This is a genomic window from Sphingomonas sabuli (genome assembly GCF_014352855.1).
Classification (GTDB): domain Bacteria; phylum Pseudomonadota; class Alphaproteobacteria; order Sphingomonadales; family Sphingomonadaceae; genus Sphingomicrobium; species Sphingomicrobium sabuli.
The window spans coordinates 407,008-428,268 of record NZ_CP060697.1 but is presented as its reverse complement, the minus strand read 5'-3'; the positions used below and the strand labels follow the sequence as shown (position 1 = coordinate 428,268).

Here is a 21,261-nt window from a genome sequence, read left to right as displayed (position 1 = left end):
GTTCTCTCCCTTACATCCGGAATACGCCGAACGCCGGGCGTTCGGGGATGGGCGCTTCGAGGCAGGCGGCAAAAGCGAGGCCCAGCACGTCGCGGGTCTGGGCCGGGTCGATGATGCCATCGTCCCACAGGCGCGCCGTGGCATGCCAGGGGTTGCCCTGCGCCTCATAATCGTCGCGGATCGGCTGCTTGAACGCTTCCGCTTCCTCGGGCGACCATTTGGCGGCGTCGCGGTGGACGGTCGCGAGCACGCTCGCTGCTTGCTCGCCGCCCATCACGCTGATCCGGCTGTTGGGCCAGGTAAACAGGAAGCGCGGCGAATAGGCCCGGCCGGCCATGCCGTAATTGCCTGCGCCGAAGCTGCCGCCGATGAGGACAGTGATCTTCGGCACCTGGGCGGTAGCGACGGCGGTGACCAGCTTTGCGCCATGTTTCGCAATGCCTTCTGCTTCATACTTGCCGCCGACCATGAAGCCGGAGATGTTTTGCAGAAACAATAGGGGCGTGCGCCGCATCGCCGCCAGCTCGATGAAATGCGCACCCTTTTGCGCGCTTTCGCTGAACAGGATGCCGTTGTTGGCAAGGATCGCCACCGGCATGCCCCAGATGTGCGCGAAGCCGCAGACGAGGGTCGAACCGTAGAGCGGCTTGAACTCGTGAAATTCGCTGCCGTCGACGATGCGGGCGATGATCTCGTGCACGTCGTAGGGTGCGCGGACGTCCTCGGGGATGATGCCGTAGAGCTCTTCGGGATCGAACGCGGGCGGGCGCGGTTCGCGCAGCTCGATGTCCGCCCCTGCCCCGACCTGCAGCGTGGCGACAATGTCGCGGACGATGGTCAGCGCATGTTCGTCGTTTTCGGCCAGGTGGTCGACCACGCCGCTGGTCCGCGCGTGAAGATCGCCGCCGCCAAGGTCCTCGGCGCTGATCTCCTCACCCGTGGCGGCCTTCACCAGCGGCGGACCGCCAAGAAAGATCGTCCCTTGTTCCTTCACGATGACGCTCTCGTCGCTCATCGCGGGGACGTAGGCGCCGCCGGCGGTGCAGCTGCCCATGACGCAGGCGATCTGGGCGATGCCTTTGCTGCTCATCTGCGCCTGGTTGTAGAAGATTCGGCCGAAATGGTCGCGGTCGGGAAAAACCTCGGCCTGATGCGGCAGGTTGGCGCCGCCGCTGTCGACCAGGTAGATGCACGGCAGGCCGTTGGCCTCGGCAATCTCCTGCGCGCGCAAATGCTTCTTCACGGTCAGCGGGTAATAGGTCCCGCCCTTCACCGTGGCGTCGTTGCACACGATCATCGCCTGCCGCCCGGACACGCGCCCGATGCCGGCAATCAATCCGGCGCCCGGCACTTCGCCGTCGTACATGTCGCCAGCGGCCAGCTGGCCGATCTCCAGGAAGGGAGAGCCAGGGTCCAGCAAACGCTCGACGCGATCGCGGGGCAGCAGCTTGCCGCGCTCCTCGTGGCGCGTACGGTGCTTTTCCGGCCCGCCCATCGCCGCCCGGGCGACATCGTCGCGCAACCGTTCCGCCAGTTTCCGGTTGTGCTCGCTACGCGCGCGAAACTGCTCGCTGTCGCGGTCGATCTTCGTCTCGAGCTGCGCGCTCATGCGTTTCTTGTACCCGTTGGTCGAAAAGCCCTGCCGCTCGCCTAGCCGCTGCTGCAGCGGTTGGCAAAACAGACCTGAAAGGCCGCCGATGACCCGTTCCGCTTTGCTGCTCGCCGCGTCCGCCCTCGCGCTCAACCTGTCCGCCTGCAACAGCGCCGAAATCGGCAACGAACAGGAAACTGCCGTGGAGGCCAAGGGCCTGGGCATCGTCCCTGCGTCGATGGACAAGACGGTCAAGCCGGGCGACGATTTCTTCTCCTTCGCCAACGGCACTTGGGTGAAGAACACGCCGATCCCGCCCGACCAGTCGAACATCGGCGGCTTCACCATCGCCGACATGGAGCGCGAGAAGAACACCAAGGCGATGCTCGCCGAAATCCTGAAGGCGAACCCGTCGGCGGACAGCGACGAAGGACGGATCGCCAATTACTATCGCGCCTACCTCGACACGGCTGCGATCGACCGCGCCGGGATGGCGCCGGCGCAAGCGGATATCCAGGCCATCGCCCGCATCGCCGACAGGAAACAGCTGAGCGCCGCGATCGGCAGCTCGCTGCGCGCCGACACCGACCCGCTCAACGCGACCAATTTCCACACCGGCAACCTGTTCGGCGTATTCGTCACGCAAGGACTGAACACACCCGGCGAAACCCTGCCCTATCTAATGCAGGGCGGCATCGGATTGCCGGAACGTGAATATTATCTGTCGTCGGACAGCGACATGGCCGGCATCCGCGACAAATATAAAAGCTATATCGCGACCGTTCTCCAGGCGGCCGGCATCGCCGATGCCCAAGGCGCGGCCGACCGGGTGCTGGCGCTCGAAACCAAGATCGCGCAGGCCCATGTCACCCGCGAGGAAAGCGAGGATTTCGCCAAGGGCGCGACCGTCTGGACCCGGGCCGAGCTGGAGCGCAACGCACCGGGCATCGACTGGGGAGCTTTGCTCGGCGCCGCGCAACTGGGGAATGCGCCGAAGTTCGACGCTTATCATGCCGGCGCAATTCCCAAGCTTGCCGCGCTGGTCGGTTCGGAACCGCTGCGGTCGTGGAAGGAATGGATGGCCTTCCACCTGCTCAACGACAATGCCAGCGTCCTGCCCAAGCCGATCCGCGACGCCAGCTTCGCCTTTAACGGCACGACGCTTTCCGGCACCCCGCAACAGCGCCCGCGCGAGGACCAGGCGCTGAACGCGACCAGCAACGCGCTGCAAGACGCCGTCGGCAAGGCCTATGTCGATCGCTACTTCCCCGCCGCGGCCAAGGCCGATGTTTCCCGCATGGCCGACAACATCAAGGCAGCCTTCGTCCGCCGTGTCGAAGCCATCGACTGGATGGCGCCGTCGACCAAGGACGAGGCGTTGAAGAAGGCGCGCGGGATTATCGTCGGGGTCGGCTATCCGGATGCCTGGCGCAGCTATTCATCGGTGACGATCGACCCGACCACGCCGTATGCCAACCAGAAGGCGGCGCGGCTGGCGGAATATCGCCACCAGATCGCGAAGATCGGCAAGCCGATGGACCGCAACGAATGGTGGATGCCGCCGCAGCTGGTCAATGCGGTCAACATCCCCGTCGCCAACACGCTCAACTTCCCGGCGGCGATCCTGCAGCCACCCTTTTACGACGCGAAGGCTGACCCGGCCGCCAATTACGGCGCGATCGGCGCGGTGATCGGCCACGAGATCAGCCACAGCTTCGATAACAACGGCGCCCTGTTCGACGCCAGCGGCCGCCTGCGCAACTGGTGGACGCCGGCAGACTTCCAGCGCTTCCAGGCCGCCGGCACGGCGCTGGCCGCGCAATATGACGCCTATGAAGCCCTGCCGGGCCTGCGCGTGAACGGGAAGCTGACGCTGGGCGAGAATATCGCCGACGTGGCCGGCCTTGGCGCCGCCTATGACGCTTACCGTGCCTCACTTGGCGGCAAGGAAGCGCCGGTCATCGACGGTTTCACCGGCGACCAGCGTTTCTTCATCGCCTATGGTCAGGCCTGGGCCTCCAAGTTGCGCGAGGAAACGATGCGCCAGCGGGTCCTGACCAATGGCCACGCCCCCGGTCAGTTCCGGGCGCTCACCGTACGCAACCTGGCACCGTGGTACGCGGCCTTTGGCGTCCAGCCGGGCCAGAGGCTGTTCCTCAAGCCCGAAGAACGCGTGAAGGTCTGGTAACAGGGCGCAGGGCGATCAAACGGTTCAGGTCGTTGCAGTCGCCGACCTGAACCACAGAGCGAGGCCCGGTTCCTTAAAAACCCGAAGGCGCCCGGTCACACCCCGATCAGTTCCCGGCCGATGAGCATGCGGCGGATCTCGTTGGTGCCGGCGCCGATGTCGAGCAGCTTTGCGTCGCGGTAGTAGCGTTCGACCGGCCAGTCCTTGGTATAGCCGGCGCCGCCCAGCGCCTGCACCGCCTCGCTGGCCACCCGCACTGCATTGTCGGACGCCAGCAGGATCGCGCCAGCAGCGTCGAACCGCGTCGTTTTGCCGGCGTCGCAGGCGCGTGCGACTTGGTAAGCGTAGGCGCGGGCCGAATTGAGCGCGACGTACATGTCGGCGACCTTCGCCTGCATCAGCTGGAAGCTGCCGATCGGCTTGCCGAACTGGGTCCGTTCGCGGACGTAGGGCAGGACCACGTCGAGGCAGGCCTGCATGATGCCGATCTGGATGCCGGCAAGCACGGCGCGTTCGTAATCGAGGCCGCTCATCAGCACTTCGACGCCCTTATTCTCTTCACCCAGGATATTTTCCGGCGGGACGAAGCAATCTTCGAACACCAGTTCGCTGGTCGGCGATCCGCGCATGCCGAGCTTGTCGATCTTCTGCCCCGGCTTGAACCCGTCCATGCCCTTTTCGATGAGGAAAGCAGTGATGCCGCGACTGCCTTCGCCGGTCTTGGCATAGACCACCAGCGTGTCCGCATAATGGCCGTTGGTGATCCAGAATTTCGTGCCGTTGAGCTTATAGCCGTTGCCGCTTTTTTCAGCCTTCAGTTTCATCGACACGACGTCGGACCCGGCGCTGACCTCGCTCATCGCCAACGCGCCGACATGATCGCCACTGATGAGCTTGGGCAGATATTTGGTCTTCTGCTCGGCGTTGCCCCAGCGGCGGATCTGGTTGACGCACAGGTTGGAATGGGCGCCGTAGCTCAGCCCGACGGACGCGGATGCGCGGGCCACTTCCTCCTGCGCCACGACATGTTCGAGATAGCCGAGCCCGAGCCCGCCATATTCTTCTTCGACGGTGATGCCGTGCAGGCCGAGCTCGCCCATCTGCGGCCACAGGTCCTGCGGAAATTCGTCGGTCTCGTCGATTTTGGCGGCGATCGGCTCGATCTTGTCGCGGGCGAAGCGCTGCGTCGTCTCGCGGATGGCATCGCCCATTTCGCCAATGTCGAATTCAAGCCCGAAGTCGCTCATTCCTGTCTCCTGTCGGGACCGCGCCTAGCACCGCCCCGCGGATTTGAACAAGCGACCCGCCGCCCTTATGTGCGGTGCAGCAAATCGACACTGGAGCCCGACCATGACCGACACCGCCACCGATTCCACCGTCATCCTTTCGATCGCCCGCACGCCGATGGGCTCGATGCAGGGATCGCTGGCCGACGCGTCCGCGACGGACCTTGGCGCGACCGCGGTCAAGGCGGCCGTCGAACGGGCCGGGATCAAGGGCGAGGACATCGACCGCATCTACATGGGTTGCGTGCTTCCCGCGGGCCTTGGCCAAGCGCCGGCGCGCCAGGCGGCGATCAAGGCCGGCCTGCCCAAATCGGTGCAGGCGACGACCGTCAACAAAGTGTGCGGGTCCGGCATGCAGACGGTGATCATGGGCGACGAGGCGATCCGTACCGGCAATGCCGAGGTGATCGTCGCCGGCGGCATGGAATCGATGACCAACGCGCCGTACCTGCTCAAGAAGCATCGCTCCGGCGCGCGCATCGGCCATGACACGGCCTACGACCATATGTTCCTCGACGGGCTCGAGGATGCCTATGAGGAAGGCCGGGCGATGGGCAGTTTCGCCCAGTGCACGGCGGACGAATATCAGCTGACCCGCGAAGACATGGACGCCTATGCGGTGGAAAGCCTCAACCGCGCCAAGAAGGCGATCGACAGCGGCGCGTTCAAGGACGAGGTCGTGCCGGTCACCATCAAGGGCCGCAAGGGCGACACCGTCGTCGATACCGACGAAGCGCCGGGCCGCGGCCAGCCCGACAAGATCCCGACCCTGAAGCCTGCCTTTGCTAAAGACGGCACCATTACCGCCGCGACCAGCTCCTCGATTTCCGACGGCGCCGCCGCGGTGGTCCTGACCAGCGCGTCCAACGCCAAGTCGCAGGGCCTCGATCCGGTGGCCACGATCGTCGCCACTGCCGCCCATGCGCAGGAACCGGCGGAATTCACCGTCGCCCCCATCGGCGCGATCGAGAAGGTATTGAAGAAGGCCGGTTGGAAGGTCGGCGACGTCGACCTGTGGGAAGTCAACGAGGCTTTCGCCTGCGTCGCCATGTTCGCGATGAAGGACCTTGGCATCCCGCACGACAAGATCAACGTCAACGGCGGCGGCACCGCGCTCGGTCACCCGATCGGCGCCAGCGGCACCCGCATCCTCGTCACCCTGATCAACGCGCTAAAGCAGAAGGGTGCGAAAAAGGGCGTCGCTTCGCTGTGCATCGGCGGCGGCGAAGCGACGGCCGTGGCGGTGGAGCTCGCCTAACGCGGCATCAGCAGGCCGCGCCGTCCCGCCACCAGCAAGACGCTGAAGAACAGCAGCGCATAGATACCGGCGACCAGTCCGAGCGGTTCGATCCACGACGCCAGGCCGAGGTGGGCAAGCCCGCCCCACAGGCTGAGGAGGATGCCGCCGAGAGTCAGCGACAGAACCGAAGAGTCGCGGCTCACGGCGCGCATCATTTCGTCGTTACGGTCGCGCGTGGCCACGGTGATGGCGGTTGCGCCGCCCAGCCCGACGGCGGCAAGCAGGAATGCCGGTATGGGTTCGATCATGGCCCCTTCCCCGCCCACGCCGAGCACCAACAGGGCAAGGCCGATAAGCAGGCTGGCGATCGCGCTTGGCCACAAAATGCCGCGCTGTTCGACGATTTCGGTCGCATCCTCGACATTCAGCAAGTGCGCGCCCGGACCGGGAGCGATGAGGCCAAGCGCCACCACCAGCCCCATCAGGCTGTAAACCAGGCCAACGCCGATCGCGAAGGCACGCGAACCGTCTTCGAACATCGTGCCCTGGCCATCGAGCCAGGCAAAGACGAAGTAGCCGGCGAGTGCGCCGACAATCATGCCGGACACGAGTTGGAGGATCAGCTTGCGATATTTCGGCGGGTTGGCGGCACTGCGGGCGGTCATCATTCAGGCTCCCATTGGTCGAGAAACAGCTGGTCGACAGGAACGGCGAACAACTTCGCCATTCGCAGCGCCAGCGGGAGACTGGGGTCGTATTTGTCGGTCTCGACAGCGTTGATCGTCTGCCGCGACACACCGAGCCGATGGGCGAGTTCCCCCTGGCTCCATCCACGCGATTCGCGATTGATCTTGACCCTGTTCTCCATGGCCGCTTTATGTGTAAAGAGTTCTTGACTGTCAAGAGCTCTTTACAACCTTGTTTCACGCAAAGCTGGTGATGATTGGACAGGGCCCGTCCCTGCCCTCGCCGCACTCGCGCGCCAGTCGCGCCAGAGCCGCCCGCGCCTCTCCTAATTCCGCGATCTTCCTATCCAGCGCGGTGATGCGTTCCCGGGCCATGGCGCGGACGCGGGGCCGGTCGTGTGTTGTATCGAGCGCGATCAGCTCCCCGATCTCCGCCAGGGTGAAGCCCGCGGCCTGCGCCTTGCGGACGAAACGGATGCGCTGCACGTCGCGATCATCGTAGCGGCGAATGCCGCCCGCTCGCGGCGGCTCGGCAACCAGTCCCCGGCGCTGGTAAAAGCGCACCGTTTCGACGCCGACCCCCGCTTCCCGCGCGAGCGCGCCGATCGTCAGATCACTCATGCTTGACTCCGTACCACGGTACGGGAGCTAAAGCGGTTCGCGACTCGTTGCAATGGAACAGGAGAGTGACCGATGAAACACGACCCCGTCGCCGCGACCGCGACCGCCACGCTGTACCGGATGGTCATGCCCGGCCACACCTGTCCCTATGGCGTGAAATCCAAATGGCTGCTCGAACGCATGGGCTTCGCTGTCGACGACCGCCATCTGACAACGCGCGCGCAGACCGACGCCTTCAAGGCCGAACATGACGTCAAGACGACGCCGCAGACCTTCATCGGCGGCCAGCGGATCGGCGGCTACGACGATTTGCGCCGCCGCTTCGGCGCTCACGTGCCGGAGCCCGGGGAGACCAGCTACACGCCGGTCATCGCCCTGTTCGCGATCACGGCCTTGGCGGCGCTGTCGCTGTCGACCTTCGTCACGGGGTCACCCTTCACGATCCGCGCCGGCGAGTGGTTCATTGCCTTGTCGATGTGCGTGCTTGCCCTGCTCAAACTGCAGGACGTCGAGAAGTTCAGCTCGATGTTCCTCAACTACGACCTGCTGGCCAAGCGCTGGGTCCCCTACGCCTACGCGTATCCGTTTCTCGAAGGGCTGGCCGGTCTGCTCATGCTCGGGCACCTGCTCGACTGGTTGAGCATCCCCATTGCGCTCATCATCGGCACAATTGGCGCGGCCAGCGTGTTCAAGGCGGTCTACATCGACAAGCGCGAGCTTAAATGCGCGTGCGTCGGCGGCTCGTCGAGCGTGCCGCTGGGTTTCGTGTCCCTGACCGAAAACGTGATGATGGTCGCGATGGCCATGTGGATGGGCCGGATGTGGCTGGCCTAGCCTACTTCTTGCCGGCGTAGGCCTGACACTCCACCTCCAGCAGCGCGCCGAGGGCGAGGCCGTTGACGCCAAGCGCGCTTCGCGACGGCCGGCGGTCCGGCTTGAAGTAAGTGACGTAAACGCCGTTGAACGCCGGCCAGTCCTTCATGTCGGCAAGGAAGGCGGTGCATTTGTAGACGTCGTCGAAGCCCAGCCCTGCCCGCTTCAGGACCGCGCCGATGTTGTCCATCGTCTGCTTGGACTGCGCTTCGATGCCCTCGGGCAGCTTGCCGTCGGCGCCGATCCCGATCGCGCCGGCAAGATACAGCGTGTCGCCGACGCGGACGGCGCTGGAAAAAGGCGCGGGCGTGTTATTGATCGCGGGGGCCGGAAGATATTCGACGGCGGGCTGTCCGGCGGCGACGAGGAAAAAAGCGGCGGCTGCGGTTACGGTCATCATGTCCCCCTGTTGAAACGCGGCTAGTCAACCACCTCGTCGGCGGCGACGCCCCATAAATTCTTTACCTCGGCAAAGCCTTCGCGCTTGCCGATCTTGATATGGCACCAGCCATCCTTGCAATGATCGATGGCGCCGATGACGCCGGCTTCGACGCGGTAGCGCACGCGGCTGCCGGTGCTGGCGGCGGCATAAATCGGTTTTGGGTCGCCGGCCTTCACCAGCACGGTACGCCGCTCGGATAGCAGGGTCGACAGCATCCAGCCCTTTTCGCCGTCCGGATCCTCGATCAGGCGCCAGGTCTCGTACCGCTTGAGCACCCGGACCGGCAGGTCGCGGCGCTGGTAGAGCCAGGTGCCGGGATAGGTTCGGGCCGGCCCGGTGCGCATCATCGCCTGCCCGCTGGCAATCGATGCCCAATAAGGCACGGCCTTGTCCTGCGCGGAAGCCGGCGCGGCGGCGGTTAGCACCGCCAGCGCAACGATCGCCCCCCGAAACCGCATCACGCCCCCGTACGAATCCTGTCGACCAATTGCTTCACCGTCGGAATGAAGCCGTTCGAATAGAATGGATCGGTGCGGAAACGGTAGGCCGCGTGTCCCGCGAAGGCGAGATTTTCCTCGACCGGCCCGCCGTGCGCGATGTCCTGCAACGTCTTCTGAATGCAGAAGCTGCGCGGGTCGGCCAGCCGTCCGGTCGTGTTCTTCTCATTGTCCGCCCAGGACGAGAAGGCGCATTGCGACAGGCAGCCCATGCATTCCGCCTGGTCGATGCGGATCTGCTTTTTCTCTTCCGGGTCGACGAACACCAGCGTTTCGTCCGGGGTTTTCAGCGCTTCGGTGAAGCCCGCGGCGTACCATTCGCGCGCGTGTTGCAGGTCGCCCTTCGTGACCCAGTAATTCTTCTTGCCGTTCAGCCCGACGTCGAGTTCGAAATGATGATCGCCAAGCGATTCCTTGGTGAAAGCGACCTGGCGCTCGGAGCGGGCTTCCAGGTTGCGCAGGAACGGATTGCGCACGGCCGAGGAGTAGAAACCGGTCGGGCTGAAGCGGTGGAGCAGGACGTCGCCCTCCTCCAGCGTCATTAGCTTTGCTTTCCACTCCGGCGGGATCGGGCTTTCCTGCGTCAGCAGCGGGCGCGTGCCGAACTGAAAGACAATTTGCCCGAGCTCGGGATTGTCGATCCAGTCTTCCCATTCGTCGAGCCGCCACACGCCGCCGGCCATCACGATCGGCACGTCGTCGGCGATGCCGTGCGAGCGCATCGCGTCGCGCAGCGCTTTGACGCGCGGATACGGATCCTGCGGTTCGCGCGGGTCCTCGGCATTGCTCAGGCCGTTGTGGCCACCGGCCAGCCACGGGTCTTCATAGACCACCGCGGCAAGCCATTCCGACGCCTTGTGATAAGCGCGCTTCCACAAGGCGCTGAACGCGCGCGCAGAGCTGATGATCGGCAGATAGTTCACGCCGTAAGACGCGGAAATCTCGCTCAATTTATATGGCATGCCAGCGCCGCAGGTTACGCCCGCGACAAGGCCCTTCGTGCGTTCGAGCACGCCGTGCAGCACCCGCTGTGCGCCGCCCATTTCCCACAGCACGTTGATGTTGATCGCACCATTGCCACCCGCCATGTCGTGCGCGCGCTGGACCTGCGCCACGGCGCCGTCGATGGCGTACTGGATCAATTCCTCATGCCGTTCGCGGCGGGTCATGCCGCGGTACACCTGCGGCACGATGCGGCCTTCGGGATCGTAGCTATCGGCGTTGACGGCCGACACGGTGCCGATGCCGCCGGCGGCCGCCCAGGCCCCCGAACTGGCATGGTTGGTCGCACTGACACCCTTGCCGCCTTCGACCAGCGGCCACACTTCGCGGCCGGCGTAGGTGATGGGCTTCAGCCCCTTGAACACACATAATCTCCCTGGCGCGTCGGCGCCTGTCAGCGCCTATAGAGCGTCTTGGCTGTTAAGCGAACATTTTGGCGTTAGCCGGGGTTCCTAGCCGAGCGTACAATCCATCCCGATATCGACGGCCGGCGCCGACTGCGTGATGCGCCCGACCGAGATGAAATCGACCCCGGTTTCGGCGATCCCGCGGATGGTATCGAGATTGACGCCGCCCGATGCTTCCAGCGGCACGCGCCCGGCCACCAGCGCTACGGCTTCCCGCAGGACAGGCGGCCCCATATTGTCGAGCAGCAACCGGTCCGCGCCGGCCTCGAGCGCTTCCTCGATCTGGTCGATGCGGTCGACTTCGACCTGCACCTGCAGGCCGGACTTGAAGGCGACCGCCGCCCGGACCGCCGCGCCGACGCTGCCGGCGACACCGATGTGATTGTCCTTGATCAGCATCCCATCGTCGAGCCGCATCCGATGGTTCTGCGCACCGCCCATCCGTGCCGCATATTTTTCCAGCGCCCGCATACCGGGCAGCGTCTTGCGCGTATCGAGGAGCGTAGCGCCAGTGCCCAAAATCGCTTCGACGTAGCGGCGGGTCAGCGTGGCAATCCCGGACAGATGCTGGAGCGTGTTGAGCGCCGAGCGTTCGGCCGACAGCATCGCGCGCGCATTGCCAGACATCCGCATCAGCGACTTGCCCGCTTCGATCGCCTGCCCGTCGCTGGTAAGCAGCTCGATTGTCACGTCGGCATCGAGCGCTTTGAAAAAGGTCGCCGCAATGTACAATCCGGCGATGACGATCGGCTCGCGTGCCGACAGGTCGGCGGTGAAGCGCGCATCGGCGGCGATGGTCGCGGCCGACGTGACGTCACCGCCCTCGCCCAGGTCCTCTGCCAGCGTCCGCCGGACGAAGTCGTCGATGTCGAAGCCAATCATGGCCTTGCGCCTATGCGTTACTGCGCGGGTTCGTCCAGCGCGTTTTCGGCGCCGGCGATGCGCCAGTGGTCGCCTTCCTGCACATAGCGTTGTTCGTCCTCGACGCCGAACTGTGCGCCGTCCCACGTTTCGACCGTAATGGTGACGTTGCGCCCGTCGATCGCGATACGATTGAAGCTCTGGCCCTTGTCGCGCAGCCGGGTCGAGGTCGCAGTTCCAGCCTGCACGACCAGCGCCGAACCGGCGCGGGTGACAAGGTCGCTGGCATTGTGGATCGACGCGACATGGTTGTGGCCGGCAAGCAGCAGGTCGACGCCCGCATCGCCGATCGCATCGAGCGCCAGTTCGCTGCGGCCCGCCGCCGGCGCGACCTCATCGCCGACCGGCAAAGCGAACAGCGGATGATGGGTGACAACGATGCGCGTATTGTCGGGCGAGGATTTCGCAAAGGTGTCGCGGATGAGCGCGATCTGCTCTTCGTTGATCCGCCCATCCTTGAAGGTGAACGACCGGGCCGTGTTGATGCCGAGCACGGTCGCGCCGGGAATGTCGTGCACGGGACACAGGGTGTCGTCGATATACCGGCGATAGCGCGTCAGCGGCGACAGGAAGCGGCGCAGTACGTCGTACAGCGGCACGTCGTGATTGCCCGGCACGGCAAGCACTTCATGGCCTGCCTCGCGCAGCCGGTCGAGGAAGCGGCACGCCTCCTGGAATTGCTCGGTGCGCGCGCGCTGGGTGAAATCGCCGCTGACGACGACAAGGTCGGCGGCGATGTCGTTCACGCGGGCTTCGACCGCCTCGACCACCTTCGGGTCATGCGCGCCGAAATGCAGATCGGACAGATGGACTAGTCTGGGCATGGCAAAGCAACGCGCGTGACAGTTGACGGTTCACTGTTAGACAAAGCCCATGGACCGGACGCAAGCCAATAGCGGCACCAAGCCTGTCAGCGACCGCCTGCGCTTCGACGAGGCCGCGCTGGAGGCGTGGCTGGCCGATCATGTCGCTGACTTTGCCGGACCGATCGCGGTCACGCAGTTCAAGGGCGGCCAGTCCAATCCGACCTATCGCATCGACGCCGCGTCGGGCGCCTATGTCCTGCGCCGCAAGCCGCCGGGAAAGCTGCTGCCCGGAGCGCACGCCGTCGATCGCGAATATCGCGTTCTCGCGGCCCTGGGCGCGCAGGGATTTCCCGTCACCCGGGTCCACGCGCTGTGCGAGGACGACGGGGTCATCGGCACGCCATTCTACCTGATGGACCTAGTCGAGGGGCGGATCTTCTGGGAAGCCGCTTTGCCCGGCCTGTCGCGGGCGGAGCGCGTCGCCGCGTTCGATTCGATGAACGACACCATCGCGCGCCTGCACAGCTACGATCCGGCGGCGATCGGGCTCGGCGATTATGGCAAGCCGACCGGCTTCGTCGAACGCCAGGTCGCGCGCTGGTCCAGGCAATATGCCGGCGACACCGACGCCGGGCGGGTCGAGGACATGGACCGGCTGGTCGACTGGCTGGGCAAGCACCTGCCGCCCGACAGCGGCCGGTCGAGCGTAGCCCATGGCGACTTTCGCTGCGACAACATGATCTTCGACGCGCAAGCGCCGCACGTGCGCGCCGTGCTGGACTGGGAATTGTCGACACTGGGCGACCCGGCGTCGGACTTTACCTATCACTTGCTGATGTACCGCATGCCCAGCGACCTGTTCGCGGGACTTGCCGGCATGGATCTCGACGAGCTCGGCATCCCGCACGAGGAGCAGTACGTCACCGCTTACTGCCGCCGGACCGGGCGCAGCGAGTTGCCGCACAAGGATTATCTGATCGTCTTCAACCTGTTCCGGTTGGCAGCCATTCTTCACGGCATTCGCGGGCGTATTGCGCGCGGAACGGCCTCCTCCGCGCACGCGGTCGAGACAGCCGCCAAGCTTGAGCCGCTCGCACGGCTTGCCTGGACCGAAGCTCAAAAGGCTGAATTATAAAGGAAAAGGCCCTCCCCGCTTGTACGGGAAGGGCCTTGGGACTCATTCGCCGGTCGGGAACCCGCGCTTGCGCAGGATCGCGTTGACGTCCGGATCGCGGCCGCGAAACTGGCGGTACGCTTCCGCCCGATCGGTCTCGTTGCCGGTCGACAGCAGATACTTGCGGAAGTTGTCGGCCACCGTTCGATTCCATACGTCGCCGGTTTCCTCGAACGCCGCCCAGGTGTCGGCGTCCATCGTTTCCGACCACAGGTAGGAATAATATCCCGCCGAATAGCTGTCGGACGAGAACAGGTGGTTGAACTGCGGCAGCCGGTGGCGGAGCACGATCTCCTTCGGCATCCCGATTTCCGCAAGCGCCTGCTTCTCGAACGCGTCCGGATCGACCGCCCCGTTGGCATTGTCGTGCAGCTTCATGTCGACAATCGCCGATGCCAGATATTCGACGGTCGCAAAGCCTTGGTTGAAGGTCGACGCCTTCTGGATCTTGTCGACCAGGGCCTGCGGCATCGGCTGACCCGTCTGGTGGTGCTTTGCAAAGCGCTGCAGCACCTGCGGCGTCAGCAGCCAATTCTCGTTCACCTGGCTGGGATATTCGACGAAGTCGCGCTGCGACCCGCCCAGGCCCGGATAGTGCACGTCCGACAGGAAGTAATGGATGGCGTGACCGAATTCGTGGAACAGCGTCTCGGCATCGTCGAGGCTGATCAGCACCGGCTCCCCCGGACCCGGCTTGACGAAATTGTTGTTGTTGGAGCCAAGGACGATGTCGTCGCCAAGCAGGCCAGCCCGGCTGCGGAAAGTCGTCGCCCAGGCGCCGGAACGCTTGCCTTCGCGCGCATAATCGTCGCGGTAGAAGAGTCCCACCTGCTTGCCGGTCTTCAGGTTGGTAACGGAATAGACGCGGATATCGTCGTTCCACACCGGCACCGTGCCCGTGACTTCCTTGAAGCCAAGGTCGTACAGCTGCCCGGCCGCCCAATAGGACGCGTCGATGATGTTGTTGAGTGAGAAGTAGGGTTTGATCTCCTCCTGGCTAAGGTCGTACTTCTCCTTGCGGACCTTCTCCATGTAATAGCGATAATCCCACGGCTGGATGGTGAGCTTGTCGCCCAGCTTGTTCGCCATCGCCTGCTGCTCGGCGACTTCTTCCGCCACCCGCTGCTTGGCCGCCGGCCAGACCTTCATCATCAGGTCCATCGCCCGGTCGGGCGTCTTGGCCATTGTATCCTGCATCCGCCAGTCGGCATGGTTCTCGAAACCGAGCAGCTTGGCGCGGTCGGCGCGCAGCTTGAGTATCTTCGCGATGGTCGCGTTGGTGTCGTTAGCTCCGCCGTTGTCGCCGCGGTTGACGAACGCCGTCCACACCTTTTCGCGCATGGCGCGGTCGTCGGCATAGGTCAGCAGCGGGTCGACCGCCGACCGCGTGTTCTTGATGGCGAAGCTGCCCGCCGGCATCTTCTGGTCCTTGGCCGCGGAGGCATAGGCGGCCTTCATGTCGGCCGGCACGCCTTTCAGCTCGGCTTCCGTGGCGCGAATATAGGTGCTTTCGTCGGCCAGCACCTTTTCGGAAAAGGTCGCGAACAATTCCGCCAGCTGCTGATTCATCTGCGTCAGCTGCGCCTTTTGGGCGGGCGGCAGGCTGGCGCCGTTGCGGACATAGCTTTCGTAGCGCCGGGTCAGCAGCCGGTCCTGCTTGGCGTCGAGCCCAAGTGACGCCTTGGCGTCATACAGCGTCTTGATGCGCGCGAAGAGCTTGGGATTGAGCGTGATTTCGTCATAGGCCGCCGACAGCTTGGGCGACCATTCCTTATCGAGCGCCTGATATTCGGGCGTCGCCATGTTGCTGGTCATCACGCCGAACACGGCCAAGACCCGGTCGAGCCGCTGACCCGCCTTCTCCAGCGCTTCAATGGTGTTCGCAAACGTCGGCGCTTCGGGATTATTTGCGATCGCGAGGACTTCGCGGTTCTGCTCGTCGATCCCGAACTGCAGCGCTGGCGGGAACATTGCCGGCGTGACCTTGTCGAACGGCGGGACGCCGGCATATGCGCCGGACCAATCCTGAAGCAGGACGTTATTGGGCACGGCGACCGCCGCCTGCGCAGCACCCGGGACCGTCCCGGCTGCCTTTACCGCCTGCGCGGACGCGCTGCCCGCGCCAAGTGCTGCCATTGCCGTTCCAGCCAAGATCAATCCGTTCATACATCCCCACATCGTCTATTTCGTGATGGTGCCGCATAGAAAGCGGCGATGGGCGGGCAAAACCCGCCTTCGACGAACGACGGATAGCAGCCGCGAACTGAATGTTCGCTGAGCAATTCCGTCAAAAATCGGAGAAAAGCAGCAACTTGACGTCGATAGCTGATCCGGCTTCGCGGCGCTGCTGCACAAAGGCCGGAATATCGGCCCGTTCGACGAGGTGCACGGTAATGTCCTCGTGTTCGGTACCGCCACCCGCGCCTATCCGGTTTAGGCCATGCGCACGGACGAGCGTGAAGCTTTCCGACACCATGCCTGGCGAACTGTGGAATTGCCCGAGAACCTCGACCCGCTCACAGGTGAAGCCGGTCTCTTCCTCCAGTTCCTTGACGGCCGTCTCTTCGACCGTGGCGTGCGCATCCTCGTCCCCCACCAGCCCGGCAGGCAGTTCCAGGCACACGCGGCCGGCCGGCACTCGATATTGTTCGATCAACACCACCTTGCCCTCATGCTCGGCAAGGATGACCACTGCGTCGGTCGAACCGGTGCGCGAAACATACTCCCAGCGTCCGCGCTTGCGCACGGCTAGATATTTGCCCCGCCAGGGCGTTTCGAGCGGCGCCTCCCGGTCGTCCGTCACAACTCGATCAGCTTGTCCGGGATTTCGTTGGGATTTGCGTCCGACTTGGGAAAATGTTCGGCCAGCACGATGCCGATCTGCTGGACCGCGGCGGCGATGCCGTCGGCCGGCCGCCCGGCGCGAACGTCGGCCAGCAATGACGCCATCGCCTCGCCCCAGGTTTCCGGGGTGGTGACGGCGGTGATCGCGGCATCGCCGACGATCTCGGCGCGGTGCTCGCCCATCGACAAGTAGATGAGGATGCCGGTCCGGCCGACTGTGCGGCGCTCGGCCGCCGCCTTGAACAATTGCACGGCGCGCCGGCGCACGCGGCGGGTCTTGGTCCCGCCCGGAGTCAGCAGCAGCCGCAGCGGCATCCACTTGAGCGCGAGAAGAACGACCGTGAACTTGAGCACCGCGAGCAGCATCAGGAAGGTCAACAGCTCGCTGGTCGTGGGTTCCGCCCGCCATCCGCCGAAGAACAGGTCGAACCACCACAACAGCCAGTCCGGACGCCATGCCGCCCAGGCCAACACGCCGATGAGGACCGCCACCGCCCAATGCAACGCGACGTCATGATAGGGGTCGCTAAGTGGAGTGGTGATCGCGAGAATTTCGCCGTCGGTGGTTTTCTCCGCCGCCGCGATCGCCGCGCTGACCTTGGCGTGATCCTCACTCGTCATCTGCATCACCACGATCCCGAAGCGCCGCCACCGCCCGAAAAGCCGCCGCCGCCTGAGAATCCTCCGCCGCCGCCGCCGAAACCGCCACCGAAACCGCCACCGCCAAGGCCACCGCCCCAGCCTCCGCGGCTGCCGCGGCTCATCTCGTTAAGTCCCCACAAAACGATCCACGGGTCGACCCCGCCACGACTGCGGCGGCGGTAGCGGCGTCCCCGCCCGCGGCGCATCATCGACAGAAGGACGAACGCAATCACCATGCCCCAGAACACCATCGGCACGAAGCCACCACCGCTGCTTCGGCGAGCCGTGGCCTCCGCCTGCGCGCTTTCGACATTCTGCCGGGCCTGGTCGGCGGGCAGCGAAATCTGGGTCAAGACCTTGTCGGCGCCGGCCATGATCCCGCCCGCCATGTCGCCTTCGCGAAAGCGCGGCAGGACTTCGTTGCGGATGATCCGTCCGGTCAGGATGTCGGGCAGAAAGCCTTCCGCGCCATAGCCGGTTTCAATCCGGACTTTCCGCTCGTTCGGAGCGACGAGGAACAGGACGCCGTCGTCCCGGTCCTTGTCACCCAGGGTCCAGTTGCGAAACAAGGCTGTGGCATAGGGCTCGATCTCCTGCCCGCCGAGGCTGTTGACCGTGGCGACGACGAACTGGCGCCCGCTCTGCTGCTCGAGCGCCTCGCTCTTGGCCGTCAACGTCGCCTCCTGTTCCGGAGACAGCAGGTTGGCCTGGTCGACCACGCGCCCGCTGAGCGCCGGAAAGTCCTGCGCCGCCGCCGGGGCAGCAAGCGCAAGAAAGGCGATCGTCAGCAATGCCAGAAAGCGGGGCACCCTATGCGGCGGTGTTGAAGTTCACCTGCGGTGCCCGGTCCGCCCCGGCCTCGGCCTCGAACGGCACCTTCGCCTTCGCGCCGTAGAAGATCTTGGCGCCAATGGCGTCGGGGAAGGTGCGGATGCGCGTGTTATACTGGCGCACCGCCTCGTTATAATCGCGCCGCTGCGTTCGGATGCGGTTTTCGGTGCCTTCCAGCGCGACCATAAGGTCGGCAAAGCGCTGCTGGCTCTGCAATTGCGGGTAGCGCTCGACGATCATCGTGCCGAGCAGACTGCGCGCCTGCGACAGGCCGGCCTGCGCCTCATTGTAGCGGGCCACGGCCTGCGGATCGTCCAACTGCTCCGGCGTGAGGTTGACCGAGGTCGCGCGGCTGCGCGCCTCGGTGACGCGGGCCAGGATCTGTTCCTCGCTGCCCGCAGCGCCCTTCACGCTTTCGACAAGGTTGCCGATCAGGTCGTTGCGGCGCTGATATTCGGCCTGGAGGTTGGCGAATTCGGCGTTCACCTGCTCTTCGGCGGTGGGAACGCTGTTGAGTCCGCAGCCGGCGAGCGACAGTGCGGCCAGCGGTGCGAGGAGACCAAGTCGACGGATCGGACGCATTTCATTTCCCCTGAACAACCTTGTGCGGATTAGGTAGAGGGCATGGGGGGCGCATTCAACTAATCTGGAGGACAGCGATGTTCAGGGAGTTCAGGGATTTCATCGCGCGGGGCAACGTCATCGACCTGGCGGTGGCCGTAATCATCGGCGCGGCCTTCGCCACCATCACCACCAGCCTGACCGACGACATCATCATGCCGATCGTCGGGGCGATCATCGGCAATTCCGATTTTTCCAATTATTTCACGGTGATCGGGCGCATTCCCGAGACCTTCAAGGGCAATCCGCTAAGCTATGCCGATCTCAAGGCGGCAGGCGTCGCGGTGGTCGGATGGGGCCAGTTCATCACCGTCGTCATCAACTTCCTGCTGCTTGCCTTCATCATCTTCCTGATGGTGCGGCAAGCCAACCGGATATTGCGCCGGGACAAGGAAGCGGACGCGCCGGCCGGCCCGACCGAAGTCGAGCTGCTGACCGACATTCGCGACGAGCTGCGCCGACGAGCCTAGCCGGGTACGCCGGTAAAGCCGGCGGCCTTGCGCAAGTCGTCGCCGTCCAGCCGGACGCCGTTGGCGAACACCGTGTCGACCTTGTGCAAGGCCTTGAGGTCCTGCGACACGTCACCGTCGACGAGGATGATGTCCGCGGTCTTGCCCGCGGCGATCGATCCCACCGTCTTGTCCATGCCGACAAGACGCGCCGGGACGATCGTTGCAGTCTGTAGCGCCTCGGCGTTGGTCATCCCGGCTTCCTGATAGAGCTCCAGCTCGCGGACCAGTTCCAGGCCCCAGCCATCGGTGCCGGCGACGATCGGCACGCCGGCTTTATGCAACCTGCCAACGACACCGACCATCTTGCGGAAACTCTTGCGGAAATCGTCTCGTGTGAGGCCGTCGAACAGCTTGTAGCCGCTGACGTGCCAGCCGCGCACGGTGCCCGGCGGCGAGACCTTGGCGAAGGGCGCGTATTCGGGCGGAATAGCGCTTCCGTCCGACGTCATCATCGGCTCCCACACCGACAGCGTCGGATCGATATAGGTGCCGCGCTTGGCGAGTTCGGCGTAAAAGGCCTTCATTTCCGGGGAATCGAGGTCGACATCCTTGCCGTACTTGGCCGGCCCTTCGAGCCGCGCGGCGGTGTTTGCCTTGTCGACCACGTCCTGCGGCATCGCCTGCATCATGATGAAGTTGATGTGCGTGATTTCGTCATAACCGGCGCGAACCGCTTCGATCGGGCGCATGCCCGCCGGGATATGGCCATGGACGTGAAGGCCAAGCTTGTGGGCTTCGGCGGCCGCCGGTGCGATCCACTCGGGCTTCATCGAGGTGTAGAATTTCACGCCCCACATGCCGGCGTCCTTGACCTTGTGGACAGCGGCAAGCGTCTCTTCGAGGCTCGACACGGTCAGGGAGCCCTGCGCGGCCAGCGGATTCTTGCGGTCGATGATGATCGACGTCTTGCCGTCGGGCGCCAGCAGGTCCCCCGCGGCGCGGCGGCGAACGAGGCTTTGCGTCTCGTCGATCATCGAACCCGGGCTGCGGTAATTGGTCATGCCCGTGGCAAGGTTCTGGATCAGATTGAAATCGTCGCCGCCGGTGTGGCGGTGCGCGTCCCATAGGCCCGGCAGGATGGTCTTGCCGCGACCGTCGATGGTCGTGGCCCCGGCGGGCGCGGCGATGCTGCCCGCGGGCCCGACCTGCGCGACCTTGCCGTTGGCGATCAGCACCGCCTGGTTCGGCACGTACTTGCCTGCGACCGAATCGAACAGCAGCACGTTATCGACCAGCGTCGGCGTGCGATTGGCGGCGGCGAGGAAGCCCTGCGCGATGCCCTTGACCATCTCGGCAGCGGCCGCGTCCTGGATTTCCTTCAGCTTGGGCCCAGCGGCCTCGAAGCCGGCAGGCAGGACCGAGATGACCCCCGCGCTTCCGAAATAGCGGTTGTTCTCGTCCAGCCAGACCGGGTTGGGCGCGAAACCGAATCCCTTGAAGAAGGCCAGCCGGACCGTCTTCGGACCGCCCGGGCCCTGGATCTGGTGCGTTCCGGCAAGACTAAGCGAACCGTGACCGCCCGGGAGAAGGTCGATGCCCTTGTCGCCGGCGGCAACGAGAGCCGCGATGTCCGCGTCAGGCGTCATCCACGGCCCGCCGTAGGGCGAATAGCGCTTGCCGGCGATCGGGGCGGACCCTTGATCGATGCTGGTCTTCCAATGAGCGACGCCCTGTTCGTCGACCCAATAATCTTCGGTCGCGTCGCCCACGTCGGTGAAGCCGCGGACGGCGATGCGCTGGGCGCTGCCGTCGGCGCCAAAGGCGTAAAGGGCGTCGGTTTCCGTGCGCCATCCGCGCAGGTTGAGCGACATGCGATAGGCGGTCTTTCCGTCCGCGGTCTGCCACGTCCAGATGTCGCCGGACTTCGCGGAGGTCGAACTGATGGTGAAATGGCGCGCGTCCGCCGGCGGTTTCATCAGCGAGGATTGCACTTCGGCGGCCGAAGCCGTGGCCGCGGGCGGCGCGTCATGCGCCTGCACGGCGACCGGAGCGGTAGCGGCAAGCAGGGCCGCGATCAGGACTTTGCGCATCATTATCTCCCCCAGGAACGGCGCCGGTGTGGCGCGTCGCGGGCGCG

General features: G+C 64.9%; 21 protein-coding genes. 5 read left to right on the top strand and 16 right to left on the bottom strand.

Translation table 11 applies throughout. From position 1 onward, the window contains the following. Positions 1 to 10 precede the first annotated feature (10 nt). Positions 11 to 1,609: a carboxyl transferase domain-containing protein gene (locus H8M03_RS02170; RefSeq protein ID WP_187480139.1), complete on the bottom strand. Its 1,599-nt coding sequence runs from the start codon at positions 1,607 to 1,609 to the stop codon at positions 11 to 13. Between the two features lie 88 nt (positions 1,610 to 1,697). On the opposite strand from H8M03_RS02170, the gene H8M03_RS02165 reads away from it, so the two are divergent. Beyond that, positions 1,698 to 3,779, top strand: coding sequence for a M13 family metallopeptidase (locus H8M03_RS02165; protein WP_187480138.1), 2,082 nt, complete (start codon positions 1,698 to 1,700; stop codon positions 3,777 to 3,779). Positions 3,780 to 3,874: 95 nt separating this feature from the next. Here the strand turns inward: H8M03_RS02165 and H8M03_RS02160 are convergent, their stop codons facing one another. Further along, positions 3,875 to 5,026 carry an isovaleryl-CoA dehydrogenase gene (locus H8M03_RS02160; protein ID WP_187480137.1) on the bottom strand — a complete coding sequence of 384 codons (1,152 nt, stop codon included), beginning with the start codon at positions 5,024 to 5,026 and terminating at the stop codon, positions 3,875 to 3,877. Positions 5,027 to 5,129: 103 nt separating this feature from the next. On the opposite strand from H8M03_RS02160, the gene H8M03_RS02155 reads away from it, so the two are divergent. Continuing rightward, positions 5,130 to 6,323, top strand: coding sequence for a thiolase family protein (locus tag H8M03_RS02155; protein WP_187480136.1), 1,194 nt, complete (start codon positions 5,130 to 5,132; stop codon positions 6,321 to 6,323). On the opposite strand, the gene H8M03_RS02150 is transcribed toward H8M03_RS02155, so the two are convergent. The 3 genes from H8M03_RS02150 to H8M03_RS02140 are packed head-to-tail and all read right to left on the bottom strand — an operon-like array spanning position 6,320 to position 7,612. After that, entirely contained in the window at positions 6,320 to 6,973 is a 654-nt protein-coding gene (locus H8M03_RS02150) for a hypothetical protein (protein WP_187480135.1), read from the bottom strand. The genes H8M03_RS02155 and H8M03_RS02150 overlap by 4 nt on opposite strands. After that, positions 6,970 to 7,173 (bottom strand): helix-turn-helix transcriptional regulator, encoded by a 204-nt coding sequence (locus H8M03_RS02145; RefSeq protein WP_187480134.1) that lies wholly within the window; start codon positions 7,171 to 7,173, stop codon positions 6,970 to 6,972. Before H8M03_RS02145 ends, H8M03_RS02150 begins: the two co-directional genes overlap by 4 nt. 55 nt (positions 7,174 to 7,228) lie before the next feature. Beyond that, positions 7,229 to 7,612 (bottom strand): MerR family transcriptional regulator, encoded by a 384-nt coding sequence (locus H8M03_RS02140; RefSeq protein ID WP_187480133.1) that lies wholly within the window; start codon positions 7,610 to 7,612, stop codon positions 7,229 to 7,231. 72 nt (positions 7,613 to 7,684) lie between these two features. On the opposite strand from H8M03_RS02140, the gene H8M03_RS02135 reads away from it, so the two are divergent. Then, positions 7,685 to 8,446 (top strand): glutaredoxin, encoded by a 762-nt coding sequence (locus tag H8M03_RS02135; RefSeq protein WP_246449001.1) that lies wholly within the window; start codon positions 7,685 to 7,687, stop codon positions 8,444 to 8,446. Between the two features lies 1 nt (position 8,447). On the opposite strand, the gene H8M03_RS02130 is transcribed toward H8M03_RS02135, so the two are convergent. The 5 genes from H8M03_RS02130 to H8M03_RS02110 all read right to left on the bottom strand — a co-directional run bounded on the left by H8M03_RS02130 (position 8,448) and on the right by H8M03_RS02110 (position 12,578). Next, the gene (locus tag H8M03_RS02130; RefSeq protein WP_246449000.1) at positions 8,448 to 8,885 is read right to left on the bottom strand and encodes a RidA family protein; all 438 of its coding nucleotides are present in this window, start codon (positions 8,883 to 8,885) and stop codon (positions 8,448 to 8,450) included. A 20-nt stretch (positions 8,886 to 8,905) separates the two neighbouring features. Then, positions 8,906 to 9,385 (bottom strand): SH3 domain-containing protein, encoded by a 480-nt coding sequence (locus H8M03_RS02125; protein WP_187480132.1) that lies wholly within the window; start codon positions 9,383 to 9,385, stop codon positions 8,906 to 8,908. Then, positions 9,385 to 10,791, bottom strand: coding sequence for an NAD(P)H-dependent flavin oxidoreductase (locus H8M03_RS02120; RefSeq protein ID WP_187480131.1), 1,407 nt, complete (start codon positions 10,789 to 10,791; stop codon positions 9,385 to 9,387). Before H8M03_RS02120 ends, H8M03_RS02125 begins: the two co-directional genes overlap by 1 nt. 87 nt (positions 10,792 to 10,878) lie before the next feature. Next, positions 10,879 to 11,715 (bottom strand): carboxylating nicotinate-nucleotide diphosphorylase, encoded by an 837-nt coding sequence (gene nadC, locus H8M03_RS02115; RefSeq protein WP_187480130.1) that lies wholly within the window; start codon positions 11,713 to 11,715, stop codon positions 10,879 to 10,881. A gap of 17 nt (positions 11,716 to 11,732) precedes the next feature. Continuing rightward, positions 11,733 to 12,578, bottom strand: coding sequence for a metallophosphoesterase family protein (locus H8M03_RS02110; RefSeq protein ID WP_187480129.1), 846 nt, complete (start codon positions 12,576 to 12,578; stop codon positions 11,733 to 11,735). Between the two features lie 49 nt (positions 12,579 to 12,627). Between H8M03_RS02110 and H8M03_RS02105 the strand changes: the two genes are divergently transcribed. Then, entirely contained in the window at positions 12,628 to 13,695 is a 1,068-nt protein-coding gene (locus tag H8M03_RS02105) for a phosphotransferase family protein (RefSeq protein WP_187480128.1), read from the top strand. Positions 13,696 to 13,737: 42 nt separating this feature from the next. Here H8M03_RS02105 and H8M03_RS02100 read toward each other — a convergent pair whose 3' ends face one another. The 5 genes from H8M03_RS02100 to H8M03_RS02085 all read right to left on the bottom strand — a co-directional run bounded on the left by H8M03_RS02100 (position 13,738) and on the right by H8M03_RS02085 (position 18,633). After that, entirely contained in the window at positions 13,738 to 15,870 is a 2,133-nt protein-coding gene (locus H8M03_RS02100; RefSeq protein ID WP_222931892.1) for a M3 family metallopeptidase, read from the bottom strand. 151 nt (positions 15,871 to 16,021) lie between these two features. After that, the gene (locus H8M03_RS12655) at positions 16,022 to 16,537 is read right to left on the bottom strand and encodes an NUDIX hydrolase (protein WP_246448998.1); all 516 of its coding nucleotides are present in this window, start codon (positions 16,535 to 16,537) and stop codon (positions 16,022 to 16,024) included. After that, complete coding sequence (locus tag H8M03_RS12650) at positions 16,534 to 17,211, bottom strand: TPM domain-containing protein (RefSeq protein ID WP_425506855.1); 678 nt, start codon at positions 17,209 to 17,211, stop codon at positions 16,534 to 16,536. Before H8M03_RS12650 ends, H8M03_RS12655 begins: the two co-directional genes overlap by 4 nt. After that, the gene (locus tag H8M03_RS02090) at positions 17,205 to 18,029 is read right to left on the bottom strand and encodes a TPM domain-containing protein (protein ID WP_187480125.1); all 825 of its coding nucleotides are present in this window, start codon (positions 18,027 to 18,029) and stop codon (positions 17,205 to 17,207) included. The genes H8M03_RS12650 and H8M03_RS02090 overlap by 7 nt, the downstream gene beginning before the upstream one ends. Before the next feature lies 1 nt (position 18,030). Then, positions 18,031 to 18,633: a LemA family protein gene (locus H8M03_RS02085; RefSeq protein ID WP_187480124.1), complete on the bottom strand. Its 603-nt coding sequence runs from the start codon at positions 18,631 to 18,633 to the stop codon at positions 18,031 to 18,033. 77 nt (positions 18,634 to 18,710) lie between these two features. On the opposite strand from H8M03_RS02085, the gene mscL reads away from it, so the two are divergent. Continuing rightward, on the top strand, positions 18,711 to 19,142 hold the full coding sequence (mscL, locus tag H8M03_RS02080; RefSeq protein ID WP_187480123.1) for a large conductance mechanosensitive channel protein MscL: 432 nt from the start codon (positions 18,711 to 18,713) through the stop codon (positions 19,140 to 19,142). Here the strand turns inward: mscL and H8M03_RS02075 are convergent. Next, a complete protein-coding gene (locus tag H8M03_RS02075; protein WP_246448991.1) occupies positions 19,139 to 21,217 on the bottom strand; it encodes an amidohydrolase family protein in 2,079 nt (692 codons plus the stop codon). The two genes, mscL and H8M03_RS02075, sit on opposite strands and share 4 nt — an antisense overlap. Between the last annotated feature and the right edge of the window lie 44 nt (positions 21,218 to 21,261).

What these genes read in the sequence shown, in the direction of transcription:
- H8M03_RS02170 (WP_187480139.1), bottom strand. Translation starts at nt 1,609, where the DNA reads ATGAGCGCGCAGCTCGAGACGAAGATCGACCGCGACAGCGAGCAGTTT.
- H8M03_RS02165 (WP_187480138.1), top strand. Translation starts at nt 1,698, where the DNA reads ATGACCCGTTCCGCTTTGCTGCTCGCCGCGTCCGCCCTCGCGCTCAAC.
- H8M03_RS02160 (WP_187480137.1), bottom strand. Translation starts at nt 5,026, where the DNA reads ATGAGCGACTTCGGGCTTGAATTCGACATTGGCGAAATGGGCGATGCC.
- H8M03_RS02155 (WP_187480136.1), top strand. Translation starts at nt 5,130, where the DNA reads ATGACCGACACCGCCACCGATTCCACCGTCATCCTTTCGATCGCCCGC.
- H8M03_RS02150 (WP_187480135.1), bottom strand. Translation starts at nt 6,973, where the DNA reads ATGATGACCGCCCGCAGTGCCGCCAACCCGCCGAAATATCGCAAGCTG.
- H8M03_RS02145 (WP_187480134.1), bottom strand. Translation starts at nt 7,173, where the DNA reads ATGGAGAACAGGGTCAAGATCAATCGCGAATCGCGTGGATGGAGCCAG.
- H8M03_RS02140 (WP_187480133.1), bottom strand. Translation starts at nt 7,612, where the DNA reads ATGAGTGATCTGACGATCGGCGCGCTCGCGCGGGAAGCGGGGGTCGGC.
- H8M03_RS02135 (WP_246449001.1), top strand. Translation starts at nt 7,685, where the DNA reads ATGAAACACGACCCCGTCGCCGCGACCGCGACCGCCACGCTGTACCGG.
- H8M03_RS02130 (WP_246449000.1), bottom strand. Translation starts at nt 8,885, where the DNA reads ATGATGACCGTAACCGCAGCCGCCGCTTTTTTCCTCGTCGCCGCCGGA.
- H8M03_RS02125 (WP_187480132.1), bottom strand. Translation starts at nt 9,385, where the DNA reads ATGCGGTTTCGGGGGGCGATCGTTGCGCTGGCGGTGCTAACCGCCGCC.
- nadC (WP_187480130.1), bottom strand. Translation starts at nt 11,715, where the DNA reads ATGATTGGCTTCGACATCGACGACTTCGTCCGGCGGACGCTGGCAGAG.
- H8M03_RS02110 (WP_187480129.1), bottom strand. Translation starts at nt 12,578, where the DNA reads ATGCCCAGACTAGTCCATCTGTCCGATCTGCATTTCGGCGCGCATGAC.
- H8M03_RS02105 (WP_187480128.1), top strand. Translation starts at nt 12,628, where the DNA reads ATGGACCGGACGCAAGCCAATAGCGGCACCAAGCCTGTCAGCGACCGC.
- H8M03_RS02100 (WP_222931892.1), bottom strand. Translation starts at nt 15,870, where the DNA reads ATGGCAGCACTTGGCGCGGGCAGCGCGTCCGCGCAGGCGGTAAAGGCA.
- H8M03_RS02085 (WP_187480124.1), bottom strand. Translation starts at nt 18,633, where the DNA reads ATGCGTCCGATCCGTCGACTTGGTCTCCTCGCACCGCTGGCCGCACTG.
- mscL (WP_187480123.1), top strand. Translation starts at nt 18,711, where the DNA reads ATGTTCAGGGAGTTCAGGGATTTCATCGCGCGGGGCAACGTCATCGAC.
- H8M03_RS02075 (WP_246448991.1), bottom strand. Translation starts at nt 21,217, where the DNA reads ATGATGCGCAAAGTCCTGATCGCGGCCCTGCTTGCCGCTACCGCTCCG.